The sequence below is a fragment of the Jatrophihabitans sp. genome (assembly GCF_036000465.1).
GTDB lineage: Bacteria > Actinomycetota > Actinomycetes > Mycobacteriales > Jatrophihabitantaceae > Jatrophihabitans.
Genome location: NZ_DASYFV010000041.1, coordinates 42,107 through 66,701, shown reverse-complemented (window position 1 = coordinate 66,701; position 24,595 = coordinate 42,107). Strand labels below are relative to the sequence as shown.

Below are 24,595 nucleotides of genomic sequence, written 5' to 3'. Positions count from 1 at the left end.
GTCGTTCGGCCCTGCTCGCGAGGTCGCCGACGCGGTGTGATGAGGGTGCAGGATCGTCACCCACTGGAGGCGCGCCATGCGTACCGATCGCTCCACCAGGACGGGTGGTCCGGCTCGCCCGCCGGCGACGCTCGCCGACGCCCTGACCGCCTGGTCCACGCCGGCCTCATCAGTACCGCGCAGTCCGAGGCGATCACCACCTACGAGCGGGCGACGCTCCGATCGCGCAGCGTCGCACCCCCGCCCCGGCGCATCCCTCGGGTCGCCGAAGCACTCGGCTACCTCGGCGGGACCCTCGCGCTGGGCGGCCTGACGCTCCTGGCGGCACGGTTCTGGAGCGACCTGCCGACCGCCGGGCGCCTCGCTGCGGCCGGCGTGGTGGCGGTGGCCCTGCTCGTCGCGGGGGCGGCCGTGCCCGGCACCGCCGATCCCGCGTTCGTCCGGCTGCGCCAGATCGTGTGGCTGGCGGCCAGCGCCGCGACCGCGGTCGCGATGGTCGTACTCGTCCGCGACGCCTTCGGGGTCCAGCGGGCCGAGACGACGCTCCTGCTGGCGAGCGTCGTCGTGGCGGTCGAGAGCGGCGTGCTGTGGTGGGGACGTCGGCCGGTGCAGCTGTTCGTCCTCCTCGCTGCTGGCTTCGCCGCGCTCGGCGGCGCCGTGGCGCACCTGACCGGTCCGGGACCGGTCGGGCTCAGCCTGGTCGCGGCCGGTGCGGTGACGGTGTTCGTCGGGCTGCGCCGTTGGCTGCCCACCCCGGCCGTCGTCGAGGCCGCCGGCGCCCTCGGCGGCCTCGTCGGCGCCGTCCTGGTGACGAACGACTGGGAGGCCGGCGGCTTCGTGCTCCTGGTCGGCTACGGCCTCGCGCTCGCTGCCCTGGCCCTCGTGCCGGGGCCCGCACCCCGGTTGAGCGACCAGATCGTGCTCGGCACCATCGGCGCGATGACCCTGCTGCAGGGCGTCCCGGCGGCGGTCGCCTACTTCACCCCGCACGCGGGCGCGGTGACCGGGCTCGTGGTTCTCGGCCTCGGCGCGACGTTGCTGTTCCTCGGCGCGACCGGGAAGGTGCGCGTCGCCGCGGTCGTCCAGAGCCTGGGTGCCGGCGCCGTGCTCGCCGGCCCGGCGCTCGCGTGGGACCAGTGGCACGGCCCGGCGCCGGTGCTCGGCACGGCGACGGCCGCCGGGCTCGTCGCCCTGGGGCTGCTCCCCGATCGGCTGCTCCTGTCGCTGATCGGATCGGCCGGCCTGCTGGTCTACGTGCCGTGGATCATCGGCTGGTACTTCCCGGGCCAGGGACGCGTGCCGATCCTCACCGTGGTCGCCGGCGTGATCGTCCTGGTCGTGGCCGTGCTGCTGACCCGCGCGAGCGGACGTCCGGGCCACCACCTGCGCACCCACGGCTCGTGACGGACGACTGCGGTCGCGTCGCGGGCACGCGGCGATCCGCTCGGTCAGGGACGTCGATGGCTGACGAGCACCGCCTCGACGGCGGCCAGTTCGGCGCGCAGCTGATCAGCCCTCGCCTCCGCCTCGGCGCGGGCGCCGTCGTTGACCGCGGCCACCGCCTCCTCGACGGACGGGTCGGCCAGCAGCGCCGCGATCGCGGCGACGGCGCCGGGGGTCACCTCGGCCCTCTTGACGACCGCCCGGGCGCCGCGGCGGGCCGCGACGGACCAGCTCGATCCGGACGACGTGATCGTGATGGTGACGGTCGGTGTGGGCGACGACCGGCGCGCGGTCCTGATCGTCGCGGTGGATGACGCGGCCGGGGCCGGTGTGGCAGCCGGGGCCTTGCGGGTCGCTCGGGCGGGCGGGGCGGACTTCGCCGCCGGTGTCTTCGCCGCCGGTGTCTTCGCCGCCGGTGTCTTCGCGACCGCCGCCTTCGGCGCTGCCGCCTTCGCTGCCGGTGCCTTCGTCCGAGCCTTCCGCGCCGGGGCGGCGGGCGGTGACTCGGCTGCGGTCGGGCGGCGCCCGACCGAGAGCTCCCTCGGCGAGAAGCGCAGTTCGTCCGTCACGCCGTGCACCTTGACCTGGACGAGCACGAAGTCGTCGCCGTCGGTGGCCGGGTCGCCGATGCGGAGCACGGTGCCGGACATGCCATCCGGGAACTGCGAACCGGACAGCCGGACCCTGGGTCGCTTCCCGTCAGCGAGCTCTGCGACCAGCCGGGCGAGCTGGTCGTCGGCGAGACCGCTCTCGGCGGCTCGACGTGGCGGCATGGGCTCTCCCGGATCTCGCATTGTCGGCCGGCGCGGTCGCGCGACCGCCTCTAGCGAATCACGTACCGCTGACAGGTTGGCTCGACAGGTTGGCCGACCGGCCCGGAACGCAGCTGACCCCGCCCGAGGATCCGGGCGGGGTCAGCTGCGCTATGTGGCGGAGGCTTCTCAGCGCTCCTCGGCCGGCGCGATGGCCGGCACGTCGGTGAGCTTGGTCGACTCGTCCTGGATGGACACTGCGATCTCGCGCAGACGCGTCTCGTTCTCGCGCCAGTGATGACCGCAGAGCAGGAGGTCGAACCCGGACTCCATGGTGGCGCGCACATATGCCTGCGCTCCGCACCGGTCACACCGGTCGGTGGCGGTGAGCGGACTCGCGGCGATCGTCGTGGTCACGTCAGCACCTTTCTCTCACTGTCAGCAGCCTTCGTCGGCTGCCCATGGTCACCGTCTCGTACCCAGATAACCACCGAATTGCGAGAGACGGCGGCGACACCCGGAGGCGAAACCTTCTTGCAACACCTGTACTTCGTCCCGGTGCTCCGATCCGGTTCCTCGTCCACACCTCAGGAGTCCCGAGAATGCTGGCCGATACTGCTCCGGGGCCGGTTGCCGTTACATGCTGTCCAACGACTGATACCCGCCATTTGATTCCGCGTACCGGCCCGCGTGATCTGAGGCACGCCAGACCCGGATCAGCCCCCCAGCAGCTCCATCAGGTGATCGCGGCGACGCTCGAGCACGTCGGCCCCGGCCGCGGCCGATGCGGGCCCCGGCACGACCCGGCGCAGCTGCGCGTGGATCTGTCCGTGCGGTGTGCCGGTGCGGGCCGAGACAACCCCGACGAGCCGGTTGACCTCGCGGCGCAGCTCCGCGCCGGCCCGCCAGGCCGCGGCCTCGGCCGAGGGTTCGGGCGCCTGCGTGCCGGCCGCCCGCAGCCGGGCATGCGAGTCGCGGCGGGCGAGCAGCGCCGCGGTCTGTTCCGGGGACAGGATGCCGGGCAGGCCGAGGAAGTCCTCGTCCTCGGCCGTGAGGTTGTCCGGGGTGGCCACGACGGCCCGCCCGCCGTGCAGCAGGTGGGCGAACGAGGCGTCGGCGTCGACCATCTCGTTGCGTTCGCGTTCACCGGGCTCGGTCTCGACCGGGACGACGTCGAGCAGCTCCTCGCCGCCGTCCTGGGAGGGCGGCGGGATGACGTGGTTGCGCTGCTGTTCCAGCTCGGCGGCCAGGGCCAGCAGCGGGCGCACGGCCGGCAGGAAGACCGTGGCCGACTCGGTGACCGAGCGGGCCCGCACCACGCGTCCGACCCCCTGGGCGAAGAACAGCGGCGTGCGGTACGACGTCATCCAGGCCAGGCAGGCTGCGCGGGGAACGTCGACGCCCTCGGACACCATCCGGACGCACACCGCCATCCGCTGGGTGCCGTGCGTGAACGCGGCGATCTTGTCGCTGGCCTTCGGGTCGTCGGAGAGGATCACGACCGGCGCCTCGCCGGTGACCTGCTCCACGATGCCGGCGTAGGCGCGGGCGTCGTCCTGGTCACTGGCCAGCACGAGCCCGGCGGCGTCGGGCATGCCGCTGTTGCGCAGATGGGTGATGCGCTCGTCCATCGCCGCGATGACGTGCGGCACCCACTTGCCCTTGGGGTTCAGTGCGGTGCGCCACGCCGTCGTCTCGACGCTCCGCGTGTTCTGCTCCGACAGCGACGCCGCGATGACCTCGCCGGCGCTGTTGCGCCACCGCGAGGTCCCCGTGTAGGCCGCGAACACGACGGGGCGGACCACGCCGTCGGCCAGCGCCTCGCGGTAGCCGTAGGTGAAGTCGGCGTCGCTGCGCCAGCCGCCCTCCGCGTCGGCCTCGTAGCGGACGAATGGGATCCGCTCGTCGGGGCGGGTGCGGAACGGGGTGCCGGTGAGGCACAGCCGGCGCGGCGCCATCTCGAACGCGGTGGCCACGGCGTCGCCCCAGGACAGTCCGTCGCCGGCGTGGTGCACCTCGTCGAGGATGACCAGCGATCGCTTCGCGGCCGTGCGAGCGGCGTGCAGCGCGGGCTTGGCCGCCACCTGGGCGTAGGTCGTGACGTAGCCGCGCAGGTCGGGCCGCACCGGGCCGACCGCGTTGGTGAGCGCCGCGTCGAGCGGCAGGCCGGCCGCGTCGGCGGCCTCGGCCCACTGGGTGCGCAGGTGGTCGGTCGGTGCCACCACGATGACGCGGTCGACCACGCGGGAGTCGACGAGCATGCGGGCCAGGGTCAGGGCGAAGGTCGTCTTGCCCGCGCCCGGGGTAGCGGTGACGAGGAAGTCGCGGCGCCGGTCCTGGGCTTTGTACTCCTCCAGCGCCGCCCGCTGCCAGGCCCGCAGTCGCGGCATCGGCCCCGATGCGTTCTGGTGCGGCGCGGCCACTCGTCGATCCCCTCCGGTGCTGCTGTCGTGCGGTGTTCAACGGCTGTCGGCGCCGCTCCGACGCGACGTGATGCCCCGGGCCGGTTCACCCCGGGGCATCGACGTTCCAACTTAGCCGGGCGAGCCGAACTCGCTCACGTCGCCGCGCCGAGACCGGCGCGGCGACCCGGCGCGGGCGCACGAGTTCCGATCGATCGGACACATCGTGGTGCGTCGGTGCCTGGCGCGAGCGTTCGGGTAGGCAGACTGTGGAGTCGTGCACCCCGTCCGACGCGTCGTCCGCTTCGTGCGCCTGCTGCCGCTGCTGCTCCGCCGCGCGGTGGTCAAGGCGTGGCACGACCGCGTGCTGGGGCTGTCGGCCGAGGCGGCCTTCTGGCAGATGCTCAGCCTGCCCTCGCTCTTCCTGGCCCTGATCGCGTCGCTCGGCTACGTCTCGCGCTGGTTCGGCCGCGGGACGCCTGATCGCATCGAGCGCCAGATCGAGAACACGCTGCGCCGCGCGTTCAGCGAGCAGGTCGTCAACAACGTCATCGCCCCGACGTTGAAGGAGATCCTGCACGGCGGCCGCGGTGACGTCATCAGCATCGGCTTCGTGCTGGCCCTGTGGGCCGGGTCGTCAGCCACGGCGACGTTCGTGAACACGATCACGATCGCCTACGACCAGCGCGACCTGCGCGGCCCGGTGAAGAGCCGGCTGCTCGCGCTGTGGCTGTTCCTGGCCACGGTCGTGTTGGGGGTGTTCCTGCTGCCGATGCTCGTGCTCGGCCCGGACCTGCTGCGCCGCACGCTGCCCGAACGAATACGGCCGACGGTGTCGACGCTCATCAGCGCGGGGTACTACCCGGTGCTCGTCGGCCTGTTGCTGCTCGGGCTGACCACCTTCTACAAGCTCGCCCCGCCCCGCCGCCTGCCGTGGCACCGCGGCCTGCCGGGGGCGTTCCTCGCGCTGCTGGTGTTCCTCGCCGGGTCGGCCGGGTTGCGCAGCTACATCAGCTTCATCCTCGACCACAACCACGCCTACGGCGCCCTGGCCGCCCCGATCGCGGCCCTGCTGTTCTTCTTCGTCCTCGCACTCGGCGTGCTGCTCGGGGCCGAACTCAATGCCGCGATCGAGCAGCAGAAGCCGAGCAAGGTGAAGCCACCGCGGGTGCTCGATCCCCGGAACTGGCAGATGTTCGCGCCGTCGGCGCCCGAGGCCGATCACCCGACCAATCGGCACGGGCCCGGGCCGGGCACCCCGCCGCCGGCGAACGGGCGGGCCAAGGATCAGACAGCGGCGCGGGACCGGGCCCGGCGGCGGCCGTAGCTGCCAGCCCGGTCAGCGCTGGATCTTGCCGTACGCCTCGACGCACGACTCGCACACCGGGCGCCCCTTGGGCTCGCGGTACGGGATCCAGCGGTAGCCGCACAGGGCGGTGACCTCGCGGCCCTCGACGATCGCGGTCGTGATGTCGTTCGCGGGATCGCGCTGGTCGACGATGTGGGCGCATTCGGCCGGGCCCGTCTTGTCGAGATCGACGTCGGGCTGGCTGAGGGTCGTCGTCTCGCTCATGGGAACGATTGTGCCTCAGCCGGGCGCAGGCGCAGGTCAGCCGTCGACGGTGCGGCCGTCGTCTCTGGCGGTGAGGGCCCGCTCGGTGCTCATCCCGGGCCGGTCGACCGGCCGCGGCGCGTGTTTGCGGGCCGGGCGGTCGTTGGCGATGATCACCGCGCACCACGGCAGCACCATCCCGCCGACGACGAAGGCCAGCGCGAGCCAGATGGACACTCGGTAGGTCGACGCGGCCGCGACCACGCAGACCGCACGAAGGCTCATCATGATGGCGTACTTCTTGCGGCGCCGGTCGTACTCGTCGTCGCTGCTCTCGGGTGCAGTCGTGATGAGCATGGGCTCGACTGCGTGGGCGCGGCGCATGTTTCCATCGTGGCACCGAAACGGGTGGAATGCTCGTGCTGGACGGCGCTATTTTTGGAGTCGCTCCAAACTGGTCGACGATGCAGCACTATGGGCACGTGACCGCGCCCGCTCCCCTGCTCGACCCGGCCGACGTCGACCGGCTGCGCGCCGCGCTGGGGGACTTCACGGTCGCGGCGGTGCACGACCTGCTCGGGCCGGCCGGCCAGGCCGCGCACTCGCAGAACGACCTCTCCTACGTCCGGCGGGTCGTCCGCGGCGCCGGCGCGGGCCACCTCGCCACCCTCGTCGCCCTGTTCCTGCTGGGCGACGAGGTCGACGAGTCCGCCGCGCGGGCTGCGCTCGCCCCGCTCGCGCTCGAGGCGGCGATCGGGACGGGGCTGGTCGAGGTGTCGGCCGGCGCCGTGCGCGCCCGCCTCGACGTCCGGCCCTACAGCGAGGCCGGCGGGACCGACCCGTGGTGGGTCGTCTCCGACTTCGGCTCGGACGTCCGCGCCGGCCCCCTCGCCGCCGACCACGTGCTCGGCATCGGCAACGCGTCCCTGACCCTGGCCCAGGCGACGCCGCGCAGCCCGGTCGGCCGGGCCCTCGACCTCGGCACGGGTAGCGGCATCCAGGCGCTGCACCTCGGCCGCCACGCCGACCACGTCGTCGCGACGGACATCAGCGGGCGGGCCCTCCGCCTGGCTGCCACCTCGGCGGCGCTCAGCGGCCAGCACTGGGACCTCCGCGCCGGGTCGCTGCTCGAACCGGTGGCCGGTGAGGAGTTCGACCTCGTCGTGGCCAACCCTCCCTTCGTGGTCTCGGCCGGTGTCGACGGTTACGAGTACCGCGACAGCGGCCTGGCCGGCGACGGTGTCTGCCAGGCGCTGCTCACCGGGCTGCCCGGTGTGCTCGCCCCCGGCGGCACGGCGCAGCTGCTCGCGAACTGGATCGTGCCGGACGACGGCGACTGGCGCGGGCGGCTCGCGGGCTGGCTCGCGGGCCGCGGCTGCGACGCGTGGGTATGGCAGCGCGAGGTCGCCGCCCCGAGCGAGTACGCCACGCTGTGGCTGCGCGACGCCGGCGAGGTGCCCGGCACCCCGCGCTGGAACTCTAGCTACGACGCCTGGCTCGATTGGTTCGAGGGCAACCGGATCGTGGCCGTCGGCATGGGGCTCGTCACGCTGTGGCGGTCCGACGCGGCCGACCCCGTGCTGGTGCTCGAGGACGTGCCCCAGGCGGTCGAGCAGCCGATCGGTCCGGAGCTGCCGGCGTGGATCAGCCGTCAACGCTGGCTGGCGGGGACCGCGGACGCCGACCTGCTCGACCGCCCCCTGCGCGCCGCCCCCGACCTGGTGCGGACCACCGATGCCCTCGCGGGCGACGCGGGCTGGTCGGTGGCGGCCGGGCGCCTACGGCAGTCGCACGGCCTGCGCTGGGAGGTCGAGGTGGACGACGCGATCGCCGCGGTCGTCGCGGCCAGCACCGGGGCGGCGCCGCTCCGGCTGATACTGCCGCTGCTCGCGGCCTCCCTCGATGCCGCGGCCGAGGACGTCGAACGTGCCTCCCTGCCGATTGTGCGCGATCTGATCGGCCGCGGCTTCCTCGTGCCCGATGAGTTGACGCCCGAGGCCCCGGCATGAGAGCGGTCGTGCAGCGGGTGGCTCGCGCGGCGGTGGAGGTCGACGGCCGCACCGTCGGTGCGATCGAGTCGGGACTGCTCGTGCTCGTCGGCGTCACGCACACCGATGCCGAACGTGAGGCCGCAGTGCTGGCGCGCAAGGTCTTCGGACTGCGCATCCTCGCCGACGAGCGCAGCGTGTCGGACCTGCCGGATGCCGCCGTGCTCGCCGTGAGCCAGTTCACGTTGTACGGCGACGCCCGCAAGGGCCGCCGCCCGACCTGGGCCGCCGCGGCGCCCGGCCCGGTCGCGGAGCCGGTCTTCGACTCATTCGTCGACGCCCTGCGCGCCTTGGGAGCCCGGGTGGAGACCGGTGTATTCGGAGCGGACATGCGGGTAGAACTCGTCAACGACGGCCCGTTCACCGTGATCCTGGACGTCTGATCCGCGCTTGTTGCCCCCCTGAGTCGGACCTGAGCGTTCGCTTGCCTGTTCGGTTTTCGGGAACACAGGAGCAGGGGTAACGCGTTGTCATCTTCGAACGTCACTGAACTGAACAGACCCGGATTCACGAAGTGGTGGACGAGGGCAGTGCACGTTCCCGCAACAACTTCGCACCCAAGGTGGTCTGGTACATAGTGACTACATCCCGCAGTGCAGCCTCCCGGCCAGCCGCCCGTCGCGCTGCCGGTGCATCCCGCACGACTACGACCGAGCCACGGCTCACCCGCGGACACCGCAGTGCCCGCGCCACCGCGGTCGCCGACGACAGCGCGCTCGACACCACGACGACCGCGCCGGTCGACGACACCGCGGCGGTGGTCACGAAGCCGGCCGCGCGCACCCCGCGTCGCAAGGCGCCCGCCAAGGGAACGGCCACGACCGACGCCGCGGCCGATCCGGCGACCGACAGCGCCGACGACATCGACGACAACCACGGCCGGACGCCGACGAAGGCCACCCCCGGTCTGGACCTGGACGAGGTGGCCGCCTCGGCCGACCTGGTGCGGGTCTACCTCAACGAGATCGGCAAGGTCGCGCTGCTGACCGCGGCCGACGAGGTCGAACTGGCCAAGCGCATCGAGGCCGGTCTTTACGCCAGCCACCTGCTCACCTCGGCGAACGACTTCACCCCGACCCGTCGGCGCGAGCTGCGGTCGCTGATGATCGACGGCGAGCGGGCCAAGGACCACCTGCTGCGGGCCAACCTGCGGCTCGTCGTCTCGCTGGCCAAGCGGTACACCGGCCACGGCATGCCCTTCCTCGACCTGATCCAGGAGGGCAACCTCGGCCTGATCCGCGCCGTGGAGAAGTTCGACTACACCAAGGGCTTCAAGTTTTCGACGTACGCCACCTGGTGGATCCGGCAGGCGATCAGCCGGGCCATGGCCGACCAGTCGCGCACGATCCGGTTGCCCGTGCACCTGGTGGAGCAGGTCAACAAGCTGCAGCGGATCCGCCGCGAGATGAGCCAGCAACTGGGCCGCGAGGCGAACCACGCCGAACTCGCCCACGAACTGGACATCACCGAGGAGCGGGTTCGCGAACTCATCGATCTGTCCCGGGATCTCGTCAGCCTCGACCAGACGGTCGGCACCGACGACGATGCCTCGCTCGGCGACTTCATCGCCGACGAGCGGTCGTCGGCGGCGGCCGAGACGGTGGTCGAGGGTGGCCTGATGCGCGCCCACCTGCAGCACGTGCTCGACACCCTCGACGCGCGTGAGGCGGCGGTCGTGCGCATGCGCTACGGCCTGGACGGCAGCCAGCCGAAGACCCTCGACGAGATCGGGCGGGCATTCAAGCTCTCGCGCGAGCGCATCCGCCAGATCGAGCGCGAGACGATGGCCAAGCTGCGGCACCCGTCGCGGTCGCAGGTTCTGCGCGACTACTTGGACGATTGATCCGAGCGAGTCGACTGAGTTGACCGAGGCCGACCAGCCGACCGAGGTCAAGGGATCGACTAGCCGCACCCGGGTCGCGGTCCGCTCCTGCGGGCCGCGACCCGTTGCGTATCGCCCCACTACGCCCGATCCGCGCCGGCGCCGGCTCACCCAGGTAGGCTGCGTCCGCGTACAGACGAGACGCCCGGGCGACGCGGGTTCCACCGCCCCGATCGTGGCCGCACTCGCGCCCCTATCGATTCGTGACGACCCGCGCGGGAGGTGTTGATGAGTCACCACAGCGACCTGATCGACACCACCGAGATGTACCTGCGCACCGTGTACGAGTTGCAGGAGGAGGGTGTCGTCCCGTTGCGGGCCCGCATCGCCGAGCGCCTCGGCCAGAGCGGACCGACGGTCAGCCAGACCGTGGCCCGGATGGAACGCGACGGCCTGGTGCACGTGGCCGACGACCGGCAGTTGCAGCTCACCGATCTCGGCCTGCGCGAGGCCACCGCGGTGATGCGCAAGCACCGGCTCGCCGAGCGCCTGCTCGCCGACGTCATCGGCCTCGACTGGGAAGACGTGCACATCGAGGCGTGCCGGTGGGAGCACGTGATGAGCGACGCGGTCGAGCGACGCATCCTGGCCCTGTTGCAGAAGCCGCTGGTGTGCCCGCACGGCAATCCCATTCCCGGCCTGGACCAGCTCGGCCTGCCCTTCGCCGCCGCCAACCTCGGCGAGAAACTGCTCAGCCTCACCGACGCGGCCGCGAACTCGCTCGACGTCGTCATCGACCGGATCAGCGAATTGCTCCAGCCCGACGCCGAGGTCATGCGCCGGTTGCGCGAGGCCGGCATGCGCCCGGGCCAGCGCGTCAGCGTGGCGCCGACGAGTCGGGGCGTGCAGGTGTGGGCGTCGAGCGGCGAGCGGGAGACCTTCGAGCGGCGGATCACCGACCACGTGTTTGTCCGGGTGGCCTGAGCCGTCCGGGTGGCCTGCGCTCACCCGCTCACGCCGTCCGCGGCAGGCGCAGCTTCGGCAGACGACGCGGATCCAGGCCGCGCGAGAGTGCCGCCAGCAGCAGATCGGCGGCGCTGTAGTCGGGATCGCTCGCCACGGCCCGCTCGGCGGCGATGGCGGCCAGCGCGCCCTCGCCCTTGCGCCAGCTGACCCACCCGAACAGGAACAGCGGCGGCGCGGCGTAGGGCGGCGGCAGGGTGGTGGCCAGGTGGCGCCACAGGGCGCGGCCGTCGATACGCCTGTCGTCGGCGGCCATCCAGACGGAGTCCCGTAGCGGGATCTCGCGCAGGGCAACCCCGAAGCGGGCCCGGTCGGCCGCACCGAGCCCGGGCCACCCCGGCGTGTCCGACTCGCGGGCGGCCGCGAACATCGCCCGCTTGACCGACCGTTCGTGACGGGCGATGTCGCCCCGCCGCACGGCCCCCACCGCGTCGTGCGCGGCCTGCTCCAGCAGCGGTTGCAGAGCGTGCGGGTCGCCGACCGGATCGAGTGCGGCACCGAGAGCGGCCCGGTCGGGCAGCGCCACCACGCCGGCATAGGTGGCGGCGGCGGCGAACGCCGAGGGCGAAGCGGGTATCTCGCGCCCCTGCGGTGGACAGCACTCGGCCTCCTGGCACCGGTAGGACCACCACCGGCCGCGCGAGACCAGTAGCACGTCGACGACCTCGCCGTCCTGATCCAGCACCTCGGCCTGCACGCGCGCGGCCAGTGCGTCCCTCGGCAGCATCGGCTCGCCCCGATCGGGCCGGGCGGCGTCGTCGTAGATCGCAGCCACGAACTGCTGTGCACCGCCGCGGCGCATCGTGTCGACCGCATGCGCGACGGTGGGCGGATCGGTGTCGATGAGGTCGAGTCGGGCGGTGACGACGAGGCGGTGCCGGTCGAGACCGACCAGCACCAGACTCGCCAGCGGGTGGAAGCCGAGCAGGTACGGCACGGCCTGCAGCAGTTCACCCGGGCCGGAGATGCGGTGCGGCGCCGATGCGGAACCGGCGTACTCGGAGATCGTCATGGCAGCGAGCGTGATCGCTCAGCGCGGCCGGCGGGGCGGTCCCCGTCAGGATGTGGACGGCCGACCGGCCTGTGGGTGACGACAGCGGATCTGTCGGTGCCCTGTGCTACGGCGCCAGGTCAGTGCAGCGAACCCGCCCGCCAGCGACCCGCCGCGGCGCTGAGCGACCCGGCCACCCGGTCGTTGCGCTCGGCGAGATCGACCTCACCCGTACCGGTCCGGTCGGAGCCCCCGAGGGCCCGCCGTCCGGTCGCCACGACCCGGAAGAACGCCGCTGCCCGCTCGAGCGCCACCGCGAGGTCGCCGCGGTACACCCCGGCCAGGACGGCGTCGGCGAGCCGCTGGATCGCCGCGACGTCGGCGAAGTCGGCCACCCCGGCGATCGCCGCCTCGGCCGGCGCGAGCGGCTCGCCGGCGCGCCAGAGACGAGTGACCTCGTCGCCGTCGGCGCGGCACCACTGCCGCAGCAGGTACAGCGCCCACAGCGCACCGGGCAGGCTCACCGGATCGGCGTCGCGCCACAGCGCGGCCAGGGTGTCGAGGCCGACCTGGTCGGCGAGCTCGACGAAGCGCTCGCCGTCGCCCGGCGAGCGGCCCGCCTGCACCACCACGGCGGCCGTGGCCGCGGCGACCTCGGCTCGCGAACTCGGCGACGACCCGCCGGCCGCGTCGATCATGTCGGTCAGATCCGCGAACAGGGCCGGCCGGTGCGGGCGCGGCAGATCACCCGTCACCGCGTCGTCACCTCACCGATTCGCACAGCTTCAGGATACGGCGGGCGGCGCGTCCGGCCGCGACCGCCAGGTACCGTTGACGACGACGTCGGCCCGATCCATGGCCCCCGGTCCCACAACAGCCGCCACGAGCGGCCTTCCGCCGAGAGGCGACCTGGCGGGCCGACGTCACCACTCCTGAAGAGCATGCGAACGATCGGGTATGAGCCTCTCGTGGGTGACGGCAACGGCTGGGTGCACTGTGCGCTGGGGCACCGGCACTGGGGACGCTTCGGCGCGGCCGGGCTGCTGATCACCGACGGCGCGCAGGTGCTGCTGCAACACCGTGCCGCCTGGACCCACGAGGGCGACACCTGGGCCGTGCCGGGCGGCGCGAGGGACAGCCACGAGAATCCGTTCACCGCGGCCCTGCGTGAGGCCGTCGAGGAGACGTCGCTCGACCCCGAGCACATCGAACCGTTCAGCGAGTGGGTCGACGAGCACGGCGGCTGGTCGTACACGACGATCCTGGCCCGCAGCGCGGTCCGCGCCGCGGTCCGGCCGGCGAACGCCGAGAGCACCGCGATCCGGTGGTGGGCGCTCGACGAGGTCGCCGACCTGCGCCTGCACCGGGGGTTCGCCGCTGCGTGGCCGGCGTTGCGCGAGCTCATCGACGTCGCTCCCGGCTGACCGCCGGCGCTGCCGTACCGTCTCGCTCCGTGCATCTGCTGCTGCCCCCGAGCGAGGGCAAGGCCCGGGGTGGGCGGGGTCGCCCGCTGCGTGACCGACTCGGCGACGACCCCCTCGGCGAGGCGCGGCGGCGCACGATCGACGCCCTGCTCGACCTGGTCGGTGGCGACCCGGGCGCCGCTGCCGCCGCCCTCCTGCTCCCGGCCGGCATGGCGGCGGTCGCGCTCGCCACCGATGCCGACGTCCTCGACGCCCGGACGATGCCGGCCCTGCGCCGGTACGCCGGTGTCGTCTACGACGGTCTCGCCCTCGACACCCTGACCGCCGCCGAGCAGCGCCTCGCGCTGCGCTCCACGTTCGTGTTCTCCGGGTTGTTCGGCGTCGTCCGCGGCGACGAGCCGATCCCCGACTACCGGGTGCCGGCCAAGGCGGTGCTGCCCGGGATCGGCGTGGCCGGCACGTTCTGGCGCCCGATCCTGACCGAGGTGCTGGCCACGACGTTGCGCCGCGGGCTCGTCGTCGACCTGCGCTCGAGCGACTACGCGGCGATGTGGCGTCCGAACCGGGCCGACGCCGACCGGGTGCTCGCGGTGCGGGTGCTCTCCCCCACCCCGCGCGGCGGTCACGCGGTGATCAGCTACACCAGCAAGCTCGCGAAGGGCCGGGTTGCCGCGGCGCTCGTGCGCCGCCGGGCGGCCGGTCGTCCGGTCGCATCGGTGGACGACGTCGCGGCGGCGTGGGCCGACTGCGGTGGCCTCGACTGCGTGCCGACCGCGGGCGGCGTCGACCTGTACACCACCTGACCGCAAGGTCCTACCACCATCGATTTCGCGTCCGCCGCCGACCCGCCTGCCGGGTACCCAGTGTGGTGGGTCACCATGGCGAGATGCGACTGGACCACCTCTCCTACGTGGCCGGCCCCGAGGGGCTCGCGGCGTGCGTGCAGCGGCTCGGCTCCCGCCTCGGAGCGGCCTTCTCCGACGGCGGTATCCACCCCGCGTTCGGCACGCGCAACTTCGTGCTGCCGCTGGCCAGTGGGATGTACCTCGAGGTCGTCGCGCCGCTCGACCACCCGGCGGCCGACCGGGCCCCGTTCGGTCGGGCCGTGCGCGATCGCGCCGACACCGGCGGCGGCTGGCTCGCCTGGGCCATCCGGGTCGACGACATCGCCCCCATCGAGGCCCGCCTCGACCGCGCCGCGGCCGCCGGCCACCGGCGCCGGCCCGACGGCTTCGACCTGATCTGGCGCCAGATCGGCATCAACGACGTCACCGAGGACCCGCAGCTGCCGTTCTTCGTCCAGTGGGTGAGCGAGGAGATCCACCACCCGGCCCAGCCCGGCGGCACGATCGCGCTCACCGGTCTCGAGATCGCCGGCAACGAGCCGACCGTCGACGAGTACCTCGGTGTCTCCAGTCACGAGCCGCTCGCCGGCATCGACGTCGAGTGGGTGTCCCCGTTCGACGGCGACACCGGGGTCGTCTCGGCCACGTTCAGCACGCCGCGGGGCGACGTCCGCCTCGACTGAACGGGCGTCGCGCCCTCAGTCGCACAGGGTCTCGGCCGCGGCCGCTTCCGGGACGGCCGCGTCGGGCGAGTCCGGGACGGCGGCGCGGCGGGCGGCGAGCACCGAACCGAGCAGGATCAGCGGGAAGCCGACCCCGATGCCGAGCGTCAACGGCTCACCCAGCAGCAGCACCCCGAGCAGCAGGGCCACCGCCGGGTTGACGTAGGTGATCACCACCGCGCGGGCCGGGCCAATCTCGGCGATGAGCGCGAAGAAGACGATGAACGCCAGCGCCGTGCAGATCACCGCGAGTGCGACGACCGACCAGGCGGCGTGGGCCGAGATCGACGTCGGCCAGCGCAGGATCGCGTAGGGCAGGTAGGCGAGGGCCGTGACCAGCAGCGAGGCCGCCACCACGGGGATGCTCGGCAGGTCGGCGAGGCGGCGCGACATGATCACCGGTGCCACGGCGTAGCCGACGACGACGACGGCGAGCTCGAGCAGTGCGCTGACGTGGATCTGACCGAAGTCCAGACCGAGCAGGACGGCGACACCGACCAGCCCAAGCGTCAGCCCCAGGTAGCGCACCCGGCCGCCGCCGCGGTCGTCGGAACCGGCCGCCCGCGCGACGACGACACCCACGAGCGGCACGGCGGCGATGAGCAGGCCGGTGAGCGAGCTCGACAGCACCTTCTCGGCGTCGGACAGCAGCAGCCACGGCACGGCCAGCTCGATCACGGTGAACGCGAGCAGCGGTCGCCAGCGGCGCAGCACCGGACCGAAGCCACCGGCGCGGAAGCAGAACGGCAGCAGCACCAGACCGCCCAGGGCGGTGCGGGCGAACACGAGCGTGCCGGGCGCGAAGTCGCGCACGGCCACCCGGATCAGCAGGTAGGGCACGCCCCAGATCACGCACATCGCCGCGAAGAGAGCCCAGCTGCGGCGAGTCATCGGTCTCCTCTCGGCATCGGCATCACCCGGACGGCGTCCGGGCCCACTGCACAGTAGAGCGCAGCAACGACACCTATATTCCGACGTCCCGGGTGCGGCGCGGGCGGGCGGCGGACGGCATAGTGGGCGCGTGCAGAACGTCGCGCTCAGCTGGCAGCAGGCCGGAGCCCTGACCGCCGCCCTGGGGCTGGGCGCCGCTGCGCTGACCGCGACCCGTCGCCGCCGGCCGGCGTTGGTGGCGCCCTTCGTACGCGAGGCGGCCATGATCGCCGGGCTCTACACGGTGTGGCAGCTCGTCGGGTCGCTGTCCAAGTCCGGAACGCAGGACGCGCTCGCGCGGGCCCGGTGGATCGAACGGATCGAACGTGACTGGCACCTGCCGTCCGAGGCGTCCGTCCAACGCGTGGTGACCTCGAACGATGTCGTCACCCGGGTCGCGAACCTCTACTACGCGACCATGCACTTCGGCGGGCTCTTCGTGTTCCTGATCTGGTTGTTCGCGCGGCACCGGGAGCGCTACCGCCCGGTGCGCCGCGTGCTGGCCCTGACCACGCTCGCCTGCCTGCTCGTGCAGTTCGTGCCGGTGGCACCGCCCCGGTTGCTGCCCGGCTTCACCGACACCGCCATCGAGTTCGGCCAGTCGGTCTACGCCGGCGGCTACGACTCGCTGTCGGCGATGCCGTCGGTGCACGTCGCCTGGGCGGCGCTGATCGGTTGGGCCGTGTGGCGCATCGGGCGTGGGCCGGGTCGCTGGGTCGGCCCGGCCCACGCCGCGGTCACCGTGCTCGTCGTCGTCGCCACCGCGAACCACTGGTGGGCCGACGGCATCGTCGCGGTCGGGATCCTCGCCGGCTGCGCCGTCCTCGAACGGGCCGGTCGCCACGCGATGGTCCGGGCCCGCGACGAGCACCGGGTTGAGGGCGGGGCCCAACAGCGGGACCCTGTCGTCATGGAGCGGTCGAGCTGATGGGAACGCGCTGATGGAGACCACCGGCGGGGCGACCGCGCACATCGATGCCGGCGCGGGAATCACGCCCCGTGCCGTGCCGATCGGCGACTACGGATTCCTCTCCGACGGCGAGACGACGGCGCTCGTCGCGCCCGACGGCTCGGTCGACTGGATGTGCCTGCCCCGCATGGATTCGCCGAGCGTCTTCGGCGCGATCCTCGGTCGGCACGCCGGCACCTTCCGCGTCGCGCCGACCGACGTGTCGGTGCCGGTGGCCCGGCGCTACCTGCCGGGGACGATGGTGCTGGAGACCAGCTGGGGCACCGACACCGGCTGGATCATCGTGCGGGACGCGCTGATCCTCGGCCCGTGGCGCCACGAGTCGGAGCTGTCGCGCACCCAGCAGCGCACGCCCACCGACTACGAGGCCGAGCACCTGCTGCTGCGCACGATCCGCTGCGTCAAGGGCGAGGTGCAGACGATCATCGAGTGCGAGCCGGTGCCCGACTACGGCCGGGCCGCGCTCAGCTGGGAGTACGGCGACAAGGTCTACCACCAGGGCGTCGGGCGCGCGGCCGACTGGGATCTGCAACTCACGCTCACCACCGACATGCGTCTCGGTTTCGAGGGCAGCCGGGCCAGCGTGCGCACGCTGCTGAAGGAGGGCGACACCCGCTACATCGCGCTGTCGTGGGGGCGGTGCGCCCCGCCGCTCACCTACGACGACGCCTACGGACGCATGGTGTGGACGGCCCACCACTGGCAGCACTGGTTGGCCCGCGGCAACTTCCCCGACCACCCGTGGCGCAGCTACCTGCAGCGCAGCGCGTTGACGCTGAAGGGGCTCACCTACTCCCCCACCGGCGCGATCTGCGCCGCCGCCAGCACGTCGCTGCCGGAGACGATCGGCGGCAGCCGCAACTACGACTACCGCTACACCTGGATCCGCGACGCCACATTCGCGCTGTGGGGGATGTACTCCCTCGGCTACGACTGGGAGGCCGTCGACTTCTTCTCCTTCATCGCCGACCTCGCCGAGCAGGACGAGGACCTGCAGATCATGTACGGCATCGGCGGCGAACGGGATCTCAGCGAGTACGAGCTCGACCATCTGCCGGGGTATGCCAACTCGCGCCCGGTGCGCATCGGCAACGCCGCCAGCAAGCAGCGCCAGCACGACGTGTGGGGCGCGCTGCTCGACTCGGTGTACCTGCACAGCAAGGCGGCCGACCACGTCGACGGCCGGCTCTGGCCCATCCTGGCCAAGCAGGTCAAGGCGGCGCTCAAGCACTGGCGCGAGCCCGACGCCGGCATCTGGGAGGTGCGCGGCGAGCTGCAGCACTTCACGTCGTCGAAGATCATGTGCTGGGTGGCCGTCGACCGGGGTGCGAAGCTCGCGGCGGTGATCGGGCAGGACGCCGCGGCCAGCGAGTGGGAGATGGCGGCCGACGAGATCAAGGCCGACATCCTCGAGCACGGCGTGGACGAGCGGGGCGTGTTCACGCAGTACTACGGGACGAAGGCCCTCGACGCGTCGTTGCTGCTTGCGCCGCTCGTGCGCTTCCTGCCGGCCGACGACGAGCGCATCGTCGCCACGGTGCACGCGATCGCCGACGAGCTGACCGAGCACGGCATGGTGATGCGCTACCGGGTGAGCGAGACCGATGACGGCTTCAGCGGCGAGGAGGGCTCGTTCACGATCTGCTCGTTCTGGCTGGTGTCGGCGCTGTGCGAGATCGCCGACTACACGCGAGCGCGCCGGCTCTGCGCCAAGCTGCTCTCCTTCGCCGGGCCGCTCGAGCTCTACGCCGAGGAGATCGACCCGAACAGCGGCGCCCACCTCGGAAACTTCCCGCAGGCCTTCACCCACCTGGCGCTCATCAACGCCGTGCTGCACGTGATCACGACCGCCGAGCTGAGCGACGGCACGCCGTACGACAAGGAACTGCGCTAGCGAACTCCGCCGGCGAAACTTGTCAGGCCATCGTCGCCAGGCCGGCGAGCAGCGCGGCCACGTCGGCCGGCCGGCTCGCCTGCGGGCTGTGGTCGCTGTCCCACGACAGCGTCGTCGTCGCCCGGGCGGCCATGATTTCCTGCAGCGCCGGCGCCACCGTGCGGTCGTCGCGGCAGATCACGTAGGTCGACGGGCGCGCCGGCCACGCGAGCTGCTCCGGCCGTCCCGAGAAGAGCGTGCGGGACACCGGGCGCACCCGCGCGAGCGCCGCCGCCGCAACGTCCGGATCGGTGCGGTTGTAGAGCAGTCCGACCGCGCGGTCGGGATCGACCGACACCTCGCCGCGGTCGGCGGACACGACGAGCGCATCGCCCAGCGCCGTCGGCGCGATCTCCTGCTCCGGCGCCACCCGGCTGATGCTCTCGCCGTCGTCGAGCAGGAACCCGGCGAGGTAGACGAGCCGGGCCACCTTCGGGTGCGCGCCGGCCACCGTGACGACCGCACCACCGTAGGAGTGCCCCACCAGCAACACGTCCTTATCGATCGAGTCCAGCACCTCGCTGACCACCGCGGCATCGCCCGCCAGCGACTGCATCGGCAACTCCGGCGCCACCGACTCGACGCCCTCGTCAGCAAGGCGCGCCCGCACGTCGTCCCAGCTCCAGGAGCCGTGCCAGAGTCCGTGGACGAGGACGACGGTCAGGGCGGGCGCGGCATCGGTGGGCACTCGTCCACCCTGTCACGACGGCTGGTTAGGTGAAGGCATGTCCCCCGACCACGAGCGTGTCGAGTACGCCCCGTCCGAGATCGAGTCCGGAATCTACAAGTGGATGACCGCGTCGCTGATCCCGCGGGCCATCGCCTGGGTGTCGACCGTGTCGGCCGACGGGGTCGACAACGTCGCGCCTCACTCGTTCACGACCGTCGCCGGCATCGAACCGCCGACCCTCTGCTTCGTGTCGGTCGGCGCGAAGGACACCCTGGCCAACGCGCGGGCCACCGGCGAGTTCGTGCTCAACATCGGCACCGGGCACCTGCTGCACGCGATGAACGACTCGGCGACCGACTTCCCGGGCGAGCTCAGCGAGTTCGACGCCGCCGGGCTCGAACGCGAGCCGAGCAGGCTGGTCGCCCCGCCCCGGGTCGCCGCTGCCCCGATCGCCTTCGAGTGCCGGGTCTCCGGCGAGCACGTCATCGGCAACTGCGTCATGGTGTTCGGCGAGGTCGTGCACGTGGCCGCGCACCGGGCGGTGCTCGCGGCCGACGGCCTGCCCGACGCGACGGCGGTCGATCCGCTGGCCCGCCTCGGCCGGTCCGAATGGTCGCGGCTCGGCGAGGTCGTGTCGCTCAACCGGATCCGGTACGACGACTGGGCCGAGGGCAAGCGCAGCGGCTGACGGTCGTCAAGCCCGGCGCCGGTACGGCACACTGCGGCGCATGAACGTCATCATCACGCTGCGCGAGGCCCGGGTGTCCATCACGATCACGGCGCAGCCGGAGGATCTCGTCGCCGCCGTGCTCGGCGAGTGGATGGCCGAGCGCCGGGTGATCCGGCTGCGCGACCGCTCGAGCGGCGAGCTGCGCCTGATCAACCTCGCCCGGCTCGACGAGGTGACCGTGCAGGCCACGCACGGCCCCAATCTCGTCTCGGCCGGGTGGACCCAGGCGACCTTCGACGAGGTCGCGCGGATCCCGCACTCGACGCCGCGCTAGGCCTCCGGCGTCACGACGCGTGGATCGCGCTGCGGGACGACCTTGCCGTTCAGCGGCAGGCAGGTACGCACGAACTCCTCACCGAACGCGGTGAGCCGGATGCTGCGCTGAACCAGCTTGGGCGAGCGGCCGGCTTTCTTCAGCGCGGTGATGACCTTGGGCTGGGCCTCGATGACCTGGTATCGGGTCGGGTTGCTGACCTGCTCCTTGGAGAACTCGATGAGGCCGAGCCGACTGAGGTTGGTGAGGTAGGGGTCGATGCGGTCGATGTTGCGCAGCCCGGCGTGCTCGGCCACCATGCTCATCCCGGCTGCCACCAGCACCGACCCGATGCCGAGCGGGCGCCAGGTGCGGATGTCGATCGCCGGCTGCGGGCCCTCGAGGTAGATGAAGCGCAGGATGCGGGCCTCGTCCGGCGTGATCTCGCCGAGGATGCGCGAGAACGCCGGGTGGGTGTCCTCGACCACGTGGACGTCGTTGGAACGGCGCAAGAGGTCGGTGCCGCGGCGCTGCAGGTCGGCCGCCGAGGCCCGGCCGGTACGGCTCGGCGCCGGCTGCGGGGTGGGCAGCATCGTGCCGGTCAGCCCGAGCGCCTTCCACGCCACCGTGCGCAGGTCGTTGGCGGCGTCCTGCAGAATCGCGGTGGCCGGCTCGCCGTCGACGGCGCGGCGGGCCACGTAATTCGCCCCCGCGGCGGTGGCGCCGACGCTCCAGCTCATCAGGTGCCAGGCCGACACGGCCGCGACGCGGGCGATGCCCGGCACCGCCCGGACCACGGTCGGGCGGGGCCGCAGGGAGGTGACCGCACCCGCCGCGGGACCCCGGGAGACGCCCGGGCGCGGGCGCCGGGCCACCACCTTGGCGGGGTCCGTGACGTCGGGGGTTTCGTCGACCATCAGGTTCAGACTCCGAATATCGCGAGATGCAGGAAACCGGCGAACAGTCCGAGCGCGCCGCCGTGGAAGAACAGTAACCACTCGTCCTGCTTGATGGCCGAACGCAGCATCTCGACGAAGTCGTCCGGCCCCATCTGGGTCATCTGACCGGAGATGAAGCGGTAGATGCGCGAGGACTGCTGGCGGCTGAACTCGGCGTCGTTGAAGGCGATCGGAGCGAAGCCGGTGGCCTCGGTGGCGACCGAACTGCGGATCTGGTCGTACTCCTTGGTGCCGATCGCCACCCGCACGGCAGCCCGGGCCGGGCCGACGGCGTTGTCGACCGCGGGCCGCAGCGAGTCCTCGAGCAGCTGCAGGGTGCGGTCGCTGCGCGGGCCGGTCAGCAGCTCGTTGCCGATGTTCTGCAGGGTGATGACGCGGTCGGCGACCATGCGCGAGTAGAGCTGGGTCACCTCGGCCTGACGCTTGATCATCAGCCCCTGGCGCCACGGCACCCACTTGTTCGGGAACACCGGCTCGAAGATCATCGTGATGCCGAGGTAGTTGACCGTCCAGCCGATCACCACGCCGCCGATCGGCAGCACCCACCAGTACGGCGCGACCTGCAGGATGCCGAACAGTGCGAAGCCCATCGGGACGCCGAAGTAGAAGCCGAAGTTCTGCATGAACGTCAGCTCCTTGCGTCCCATGATCAGGAACAGCTCGTTGAGCAGTTCCGGATTCTTGACGAAGTAGCTGATCACCATCAGCTTGGCGTCGATCAGCTGATCGACGTTCTGCCCGATCTCCTCGGTGATGCTGCGCACGATGCCCGGCAGTTGGCTGCGCACCCGGGCGAACACCGCCTCCTTGATGATCGGCGGGAGGTCGTGCCAGAGCTGCGGGTTCTCCTGCTCCATGATCTTCTCGACGACGTCGCGGATCTCGGTCTGGGCGACGGCGGCGAGATGTTCGGCGATCTTGTCCGGCTCGAGCTCGCGGTAGAAGTCACCGATGCTGCCGAGCTTGGCCAGCCCCTTGTCGACGCTGATGCTGGCCATCTTGTCGGCCCGCGAGGGCACGATGCCCTGCCAGCCGAGCCGACCGTCGTAGCGGATGAGGGGCAGGATGCGCACCCGCCGAGGCAGCAGCGGGAACAGCACGCGCAGCCCGGGCACCCGGAATCCGTGGAACTGGACGGGCCGGAACAGCATGAGGACGCCGGTCCAGTTCGTGATGTAGCCGATCACCCCGGTGAACAAGGGGATGGTGATCAGATCGATCAGCGTCCTGCGATCCATCGGGTCTCCTCGCGCCTGCACTCCGGCTCGGCTGTTGACGAGGCCCGTGCCACGTCGTCACATCATGCAAACCGCCGGTGACGACGTCCAGCCGAAACATCCTATTGCGTGCAGATACCCGACCTATCCCTGGACCGAGAGGTCGGCGTAGACCGGATTGTGGTCGGACGGGATGACGCCGACGAACGTGCCCCGGTACTCGTGCACCCCCTGCGCCCAGTAGTGCATCGCCACCCCGGCGGTGCCGAAGACGCGGTCGATGAGGATGCTGCCGACCGGCACGATGCGGCGGTACTTGTTCATCGTGTTCCAGGTGTCGTCGCGCCAGGCCCGCGCGGCCCAGTACGAGTCGTTGGCGCCGGCCAGCGCGCGCATCAGGCGGCCCGGCGAGTCGTCGGGCAGCCAGCTCGCCGGGGCGGAGGCGTAGTCTGCATCCACCTCTCGGGGACGTCCCCCGCGGTTTAAGCACCACCCTTAACTTCCGGTGAGTGAAGCGTCAGGCTGAAGCGAGTGCCACGCTGGCAAAGGCGACGATCCAGCTCGCGAAGCTGCCGATGAGGAAGTACTCGGTGACGTCGCTGGCACCGGCCGGGCGGTCCGTGCGCAGCGGGCGCAGCTCGGGGAAGCGCAGCAACGCTTTCGCCGCGACGACGACTGTCGCGCCGGTGAGGCTGCCCGCCAGGCCGAGGCCGAGGATCACCAATCGCTCCATCGGGCCGAGGATCCGCCCGCCGCGCAAGGACTTCTCGTTGTCCTGGGCCGGCACACCGACGAGGTCGAGCAGGATCCGGATGAGGATGTTGGCGGTGGAGAGCTGGACGAGGCCGAGGGCGACCGCGGCCAGCGCGTGCCCGGGATCGATCGACGCGACGGCCGAGCGGGCCAGCAGGTGGTGCAGCCAGCCGAGTTCGCCGGTGCGGGTACCGGCCACGCCGAGCACGAGCAGGGCGGCGGCGAACGATCCGTAGCCGAGGGCGGCGCCCAGCGAGCGGCGGGCCCCGGTGAGCGCGAACCCCGACCCGATCACCCACCCGGCGAGCAGCACCGCGCCGAGGCACCACGCGAGCCAGCCCGAGCCGTCGCGCGGGTGTGCCGACACGGCGGTCAGCACGACGAGCGCGGCGCCGGAGCCGCTGAGCACCAGGCGGCGTCGCACACTGGCCGTGTCGCGGCGGGCCCGGAAGAGGTCAATGACGGCGACGATCGCGAGCCACGCGGCGAGACCGGTCACGACGCCGGCCGCCCGTTCCCGGCATCCAGTTCGGTGAGCATGGCTTGAGCGTCCCGCACGGCACCGACACCTCGAGCCATCACCTGCGAGACCGCCGACTCCGACACCCCTTCGGCCTGCGCGATCTCCCGCTGGGTGCGTCCGGCGACGGCGAGCAACAGGACGCTGCGGGCCCGCGCGTTCATCCGGTCCACCAGCGCGTCGCGGGTGGCCAGGTAGGCGTTCACTAGCCCGGCGGCGGGTGCCGTGGCGGCCACGTCGCCGGCGTCGAACCAGGTACGCCGCAACCGGTTGGCCGGCACACCCAGCGCGTCGATCGCCGCTCGGGCACTCCACCACGCCGGGCCGTCCTGCAGCATCGGGGTGCGGTCGGCCCGGAACACCTCGCGCTCGCCCAACCCGATGCCGCATCGCGTGTCGACGGTGCCACCGAGGTTCAGGCGCACGAGCAGGGCCGCGAGGGTGGCGTCACCGAGCGAGCTGAACACGCCCTGGTACTCGTCGCCCACCGTCGCCTCGAGCCGGTCGACGGGCGGGACGAGTCGCGCCGCGTCGACCAGTGCGACGGCCAACGCGTCCTGTACCGCAGCTCGCGACGCGACCCGGCGCGAGCCGACCAGATCGCCGATCAGGGTGAAGACATAAGCCATTGCTTAA

General features: G+C 72.2%; 27 protein-coding genes. 13 read left to right on the top strand and 14 right to left on the bottom strand.

Annotation, left to right across the window (positions count from 1 at the left end):
* Positions 1–39 precede the first annotated feature (39 nt).
* Positions 40–1,404, top strand: coding sequence for a DUF2157 domain-containing protein (locus tag VGN18_RS13680; RefSeq protein ID WP_327540255.1), 1,365 nt, complete (start codon positions 40–42; stop codon positions 1,402–1,404).
* Between the two features lie 44 nt (positions 1,405–1,448).
* On the opposite strand, the gene VGN18_RS13675 is transcribed toward VGN18_RS13680, so the two are convergent.
* The 3 genes from VGN18_RS13675 to VGN18_RS13665 form a co-directional block, all read right to left on the bottom strand.
* Positions 1,449–2,216 carry a hypothetical protein gene (locus VGN18_RS13675; protein WP_327540254.1) on the bottom strand — a complete coding sequence of 256 codons (768 nt, stop codon included), beginning with the start codon at positions 2,214–2,216 and terminating at the stop codon, positions 1,449–1,451.
* A 168-nt stretch (positions 2,217–2,384) separates the two neighbouring features.
* Positions 2,385–2,612 carry a DUF7455 domain-containing protein gene (locus VGN18_RS13670; protein ID WP_327540253.1) on the bottom strand — a complete coding sequence of 76 codons (228 nt, stop codon included), beginning with the start codon at positions 2,610–2,612 and terminating at the stop codon, positions 2,385–2,387.
* 299 nt (positions 2,613–2,911) lie between these two features.
* Positions 2,912–4,585 carry a DEAD/DEAH box helicase gene (locus VGN18_RS13665; protein ID WP_349259914.1) on the bottom strand — a complete coding sequence of 558 codons (1,674 nt, stop codon included), beginning with the start codon at positions 4,583–4,585 and terminating at the stop codon, positions 2,912–2,914.
* Positions 4,586–4,874: 289 nt separating this feature from the next.
* Here VGN18_RS13665 and VGN18_RS13660 point away from each other — a divergent pair, with 289 nt between their 5' ends.
* Positions 4,875–5,924 carry a YihY/virulence factor BrkB family protein gene (locus VGN18_RS13660; protein WP_327540251.1) on the top strand — a complete coding sequence of 350 codons (1,050 nt, stop codon included), beginning with the start codon at positions 4,875–4,877 and terminating at the stop codon, positions 5,922–5,924.
* 12 nt (positions 5,925–5,936) lie between these two features.
* Here the strand turns inward: VGN18_RS13660 and VGN18_RS13655 are convergent, their stop codons facing one another.
* Positions 5,937–6,170 (bottom strand): DUF3039 domain-containing protein, encoded by a 234-nt coding sequence (locus tag VGN18_RS13655; protein ID WP_327540250.1) that lies wholly within the window; start codon positions 6,168–6,170, stop codon positions 5,937–5,939.
* Positions 6,171–6,206: 36 nt separating this feature from the next.
* Positions 6,207–6,533, bottom strand: a complete 327-nt coding sequence (locus VGN18_RS13650) for a DUF3099 domain-containing protein (protein ID WP_327540249.1) — start codon at positions 6,531–6,533, stop codon at positions 6,207–6,209.
* A gap of 98 nt (positions 6,534–6,631) precedes the next feature.
* On the opposite strand from VGN18_RS13650, the gene VGN18_RS13645 reads away from it, so the two are divergent.
* The 4 genes from VGN18_RS13645 to VGN18_RS13630 all read left to right on the top strand — a co-directional run bounded on the left by VGN18_RS13645 (position 6,632) and on the right by VGN18_RS13630 (position 11,003).
* Complete coding sequence (locus VGN18_RS13645) at positions 6,632–8,158, top strand: DUF7059 domain-containing protein (protein WP_327540248.1); 1,527 nt, start codon at positions 6,632–6,634, stop codon at positions 8,156–8,158.
* On the top strand, positions 8,155–8,580 hold the full coding sequence (gene dtd, locus VGN18_RS13640) for a D-aminoacyl-tRNA deacylase (protein ID WP_327540247.1): 426 nt from the start codon (positions 8,155–8,157) through the stop codon (positions 8,578–8,580). The genes VGN18_RS13645 and dtd overlap by 4 nt, the downstream gene beginning before the upstream one ends.
* A 194-nt stretch (positions 8,581–8,774) precedes the next feature.
* Complete coding sequence (sigB, locus tag VGN18_RS13635) at positions 8,775–10,040, top strand: RNA polymerase sigma factor SigB (protein WP_327540246.1); 1,266 nt, start codon at positions 8,775–8,777, stop codon at positions 10,038–10,040.
* 267 nt (positions 10,041–10,307) lie between these two features.
* Positions 10,308–11,003 (top strand): metal-dependent transcriptional regulator, encoded by a 696-nt coding sequence (locus VGN18_RS13630; protein WP_327540245.1) that lies wholly within the window; start codon positions 10,308–10,310, stop codon positions 11,001–11,003.
* A gap of 28 nt (positions 11,004–11,031) precedes the next feature.
* Here VGN18_RS13630 and VGN18_RS13625 read toward each other — a convergent pair whose 3' ends face one another.
* Positions 11,032–12,054, bottom strand: coding sequence for a DUF4192 domain-containing protein (locus VGN18_RS13625; protein WP_327540244.1), 1,023 nt, complete (start codon positions 12,052–12,054; stop codon positions 11,032–11,034).
* 119 nt (positions 12,055–12,173) lie between these two features.
* A complete protein-coding gene (locus VGN18_RS13620) occupies positions 12,174–12,788 on the bottom strand; it encodes a hypothetical protein (protein ID WP_327540243.1) in 615 nt (204 codons plus the stop codon).
* 213 nt (positions 12,789–13,001) lie between these two features.
* Here VGN18_RS13620 and VGN18_RS13615 point away from each other — a divergent pair, with 213 nt between their 5' ends.
* The 3 genes from VGN18_RS13615 (at position 13,002) to VGN18_RS13605 (ending at position 14,985) form a co-directional block, all read left to right on the top strand.
* Positions 13,002–13,457: an NUDIX domain-containing protein gene (locus tag VGN18_RS13615; RefSeq protein WP_327540242.1), complete on the top strand. Its 456-nt coding sequence runs from the start codon at positions 13,002–13,004 to the stop codon at positions 13,455–13,457.
* A 29-nt stretch (positions 13,458–13,486) separates the two neighbouring features.
* Entirely contained in the window at positions 13,487–14,260 is a 774-nt protein-coding gene (gene yaaA / locus VGN18_RS13610) for a peroxide stress protein YaaA (RefSeq protein WP_327540241.1), read from the top strand.
* An 83-nt stretch (positions 14,261–14,343) separates the two neighbouring features.
* The gene (locus VGN18_RS13605; protein WP_327540240.1) at positions 14,344–14,985 is read left to right on the top strand and encodes a VOC family protein; all 642 of its coding nucleotides are present in this window, start codon (positions 14,344–14,346) and stop codon (positions 14,983–14,985) included.
* Between the two features lie 15 nt (positions 14,986–15,000).
* On the opposite strand, the gene VGN18_RS13600 is transcribed toward VGN18_RS13605, so the two are convergent.
* Positions 15,001–15,915: a DMT family transporter gene (locus tag VGN18_RS13600; RefSeq protein WP_327540239.1), complete on the bottom strand. Its 915-nt coding sequence runs from the start codon at positions 15,913–15,915 to the stop codon at positions 15,001–15,003.
* 130 nt (positions 15,916–16,045) lie between these two features.
* Between VGN18_RS13600 and VGN18_RS13595 the strand changes: the two genes are divergently transcribed.
* Positions 16,046–16,882: a phosphatase PAP2 family protein gene (locus tag VGN18_RS13595; protein ID WP_327540238.1), complete on the top strand. Its 837-nt coding sequence runs from the start codon at positions 16,046–16,048 to the stop codon at positions 16,880–16,882.
* 13 nt (positions 16,883–16,895) lie between these two features.
* Positions 16,896–18,818, top strand: a complete 1,923-nt coding sequence (locus tag VGN18_RS13590; protein ID WP_327540237.1) for a glycoside hydrolase family 15 protein — start codon at positions 16,896–16,898, stop codon at positions 18,816–18,818.
* A 22-nt stretch (positions 18,819–18,840) separates the two neighbouring features.
* Here VGN18_RS13590 and VGN18_RS13585 read toward each other — a convergent pair whose 3' ends face one another.
* Positions 18,841–19,545 carry an alpha/beta hydrolase gene (locus tag VGN18_RS13585; protein ID WP_327540236.1) on the bottom strand — a complete coding sequence of 235 codons (705 nt, stop codon included), beginning with the start codon at positions 19,543–19,545 and terminating at the stop codon, positions 18,841–18,843.
* A 37-nt stretch (positions 19,546–19,582) separates the two neighbouring features.
* On the opposite strand from VGN18_RS13585, the gene VGN18_RS13580 reads away from it, so the two are divergent.
* Complete coding sequence (locus tag VGN18_RS13580; RefSeq protein WP_327540235.1) at positions 19,583–20,215, top strand: flavin reductase family protein; 633 nt, start codon at positions 19,583–19,585, stop codon at positions 20,213–20,215.
* Between the two features lie 40 nt (positions 20,216–20,255).
* A complete protein-coding gene (locus VGN18_RS13575) occupies positions 20,256–20,531 on the top strand; it encodes a hypothetical protein (RefSeq protein ID WP_327540234.1) in 276 nt (91 codons plus the stop codon).
* On the opposite strand, the gene VGN18_RS13570 is transcribed toward VGN18_RS13575, so the two are convergent.
* From VGN18_RS13570 to VGN18_RS13550, 5 genes are all read right to left on the bottom strand, one after another.
* Positions 20,528–21,427: a DUF4393 domain-containing protein gene (locus tag VGN18_RS13570; RefSeq protein ID WP_327540233.1), complete on the bottom strand. Its 900-nt coding sequence runs from the start codon at positions 21,425–21,427 to the stop codon at positions 20,528–20,530. The two genes, VGN18_RS13575 and VGN18_RS13570, sit on opposite strands and share 4 nt — an antisense overlap.
* A gap of 5 nt (positions 21,428–21,432) precedes the next feature.
* Positions 21,433–22,707: a hypothetical protein gene (locus VGN18_RS13565; protein ID WP_327540232.1), complete on the bottom strand. Its 1,275-nt coding sequence runs from the start codon at positions 22,705–22,707 to the stop codon at positions 21,433–21,435.
* A 123-nt stretch (positions 22,708–22,830) separates the two neighbouring features.
* Positions 22,831–23,145: a hypothetical protein gene (locus tag VGN18_RS13560; protein ID WP_327540231.1), complete on the bottom strand. Its 315-nt coding sequence runs from the start codon at positions 23,143–23,145 to the stop codon at positions 22,831–22,833.
* A 58-nt stretch (positions 23,146–23,203) separates the two neighbouring features.
* Positions 23,204–23,938 (bottom strand): hypothetical protein, encoded by a 735-nt coding sequence (locus VGN18_RS13555; protein WP_327540230.1) that lies wholly within the window; start codon positions 23,936–23,938, stop codon positions 23,204–23,206.
* Positions 23,935–24,588, bottom strand: coding sequence for a SatD family protein (locus VGN18_RS13550; protein ID WP_327540229.1), 654 nt, complete (start codon positions 24,586–24,588; stop codon positions 23,935–23,937). Before VGN18_RS13550 ends, VGN18_RS13555 begins: the two co-directional genes overlap by 4 nt.
* Between the last annotated feature and the right edge of the window lie 7 nt (positions 24,589–24,595).

Coding starts and splice junctions, on each gene's coding strand:
- VGN18_RS13680 (WP_327540255.1), top strand. CDS start 40: ATGAGGGTGCAGGATCGTCACCCACTGGAGGCGCGCCATGCGTACCGA.
- VGN18_RS13675 (WP_327540254.1), bottom strand. CDS start 2,216: ATGCCGCCACGTCGAGCCGCCGAGAGCGGTCTCGCCGACGACCAGCTC.
- VGN18_RS13665 (WP_349259914.1), bottom strand. CDS start 4,585: ATGCCGCGACTGCGGGCCTGGCAGCGGGCGGCGCTGGAGGAGTACAAA.
- VGN18_RS13655 (WP_327540250.1), bottom strand. CDS start 6,170: ATGAGCGAGACGACGACCCTCAGCCAGCCCGACGTCGATCTCGACAAG.
- VGN18_RS13650 (WP_327540249.1), bottom strand. CDS start 6,533: ATGCGCCGCGCCCACGCAGTCGAGCCCATGCTCATCACGACTGCACCC.
- dtd (WP_327540247.1), top strand. CDS start 8,155: ATGAGAGCGGTCGTGCAGCGGGTGGCTCGCGCGGCGGTGGAGGTCGAC.
- VGN18_RS13630 (WP_327540245.1), top strand. CDS start 10,308: ATGAGTCACCACAGCGACCTGATCGACACCACCGAGATGTACCTGCGC.
- VGN18_RS13625 (WP_327540244.1), bottom strand. CDS start 12,054: ATGACGATCTCCGAGTACGCCGGTTCCGCATCGGCGCCGCACCGCATC.
- VGN18_RS13605 (WP_327540240.1), top strand. CDS start 14,344: ATGCGACTGGACCACCTCTCCTACGTGGCCGGCCCCGAGGGGCTCGCG.
- VGN18_RS13600 (WP_327540239.1), bottom strand. CDS start 15,915: ATGACTCGCCGCAGCTGGGCTCTCTTCGCGGCGATGTGCGTGATCTGG.
- VGN18_RS13590 (WP_327540237.1), top strand. CDS start 16,896: ATGGAGACCACCGGCGGGGCGACCGCGCACATCGATGCCGGCGCGGGA.
- VGN18_RS13580 (WP_327540235.1), top strand. CDS start 19,583: ATGTCCCCCGACCACGAGCGTGTCGAGTACGCCCCGTCCGAGATCGAG.
- VGN18_RS13575 (WP_327540234.1), top strand. CDS start 20,256: ATGAACGTCATCATCACGCTGCGCGAGGCCCGGGTGTCCATCACGATC.
- VGN18_RS13570 (WP_327540233.1), bottom strand. CDS start 21,427: ATGGTCGACGAAACCCCCGACGTCACGGACCCCGCCAAGGTGGTGGCC.
- VGN18_RS13565 (WP_327540232.1), bottom strand. CDS start 22,707: ATGGATCGCAGGACGCTGATCGATCTGATCACCATCCCCTTGTTCACC.
- VGN18_RS13550 (WP_327540229.1), bottom strand. CDS start 24,588: ATGGCTTATGTCTTCACCCTGATCGGCGATCTGGTCGGCTCGCGCCGG.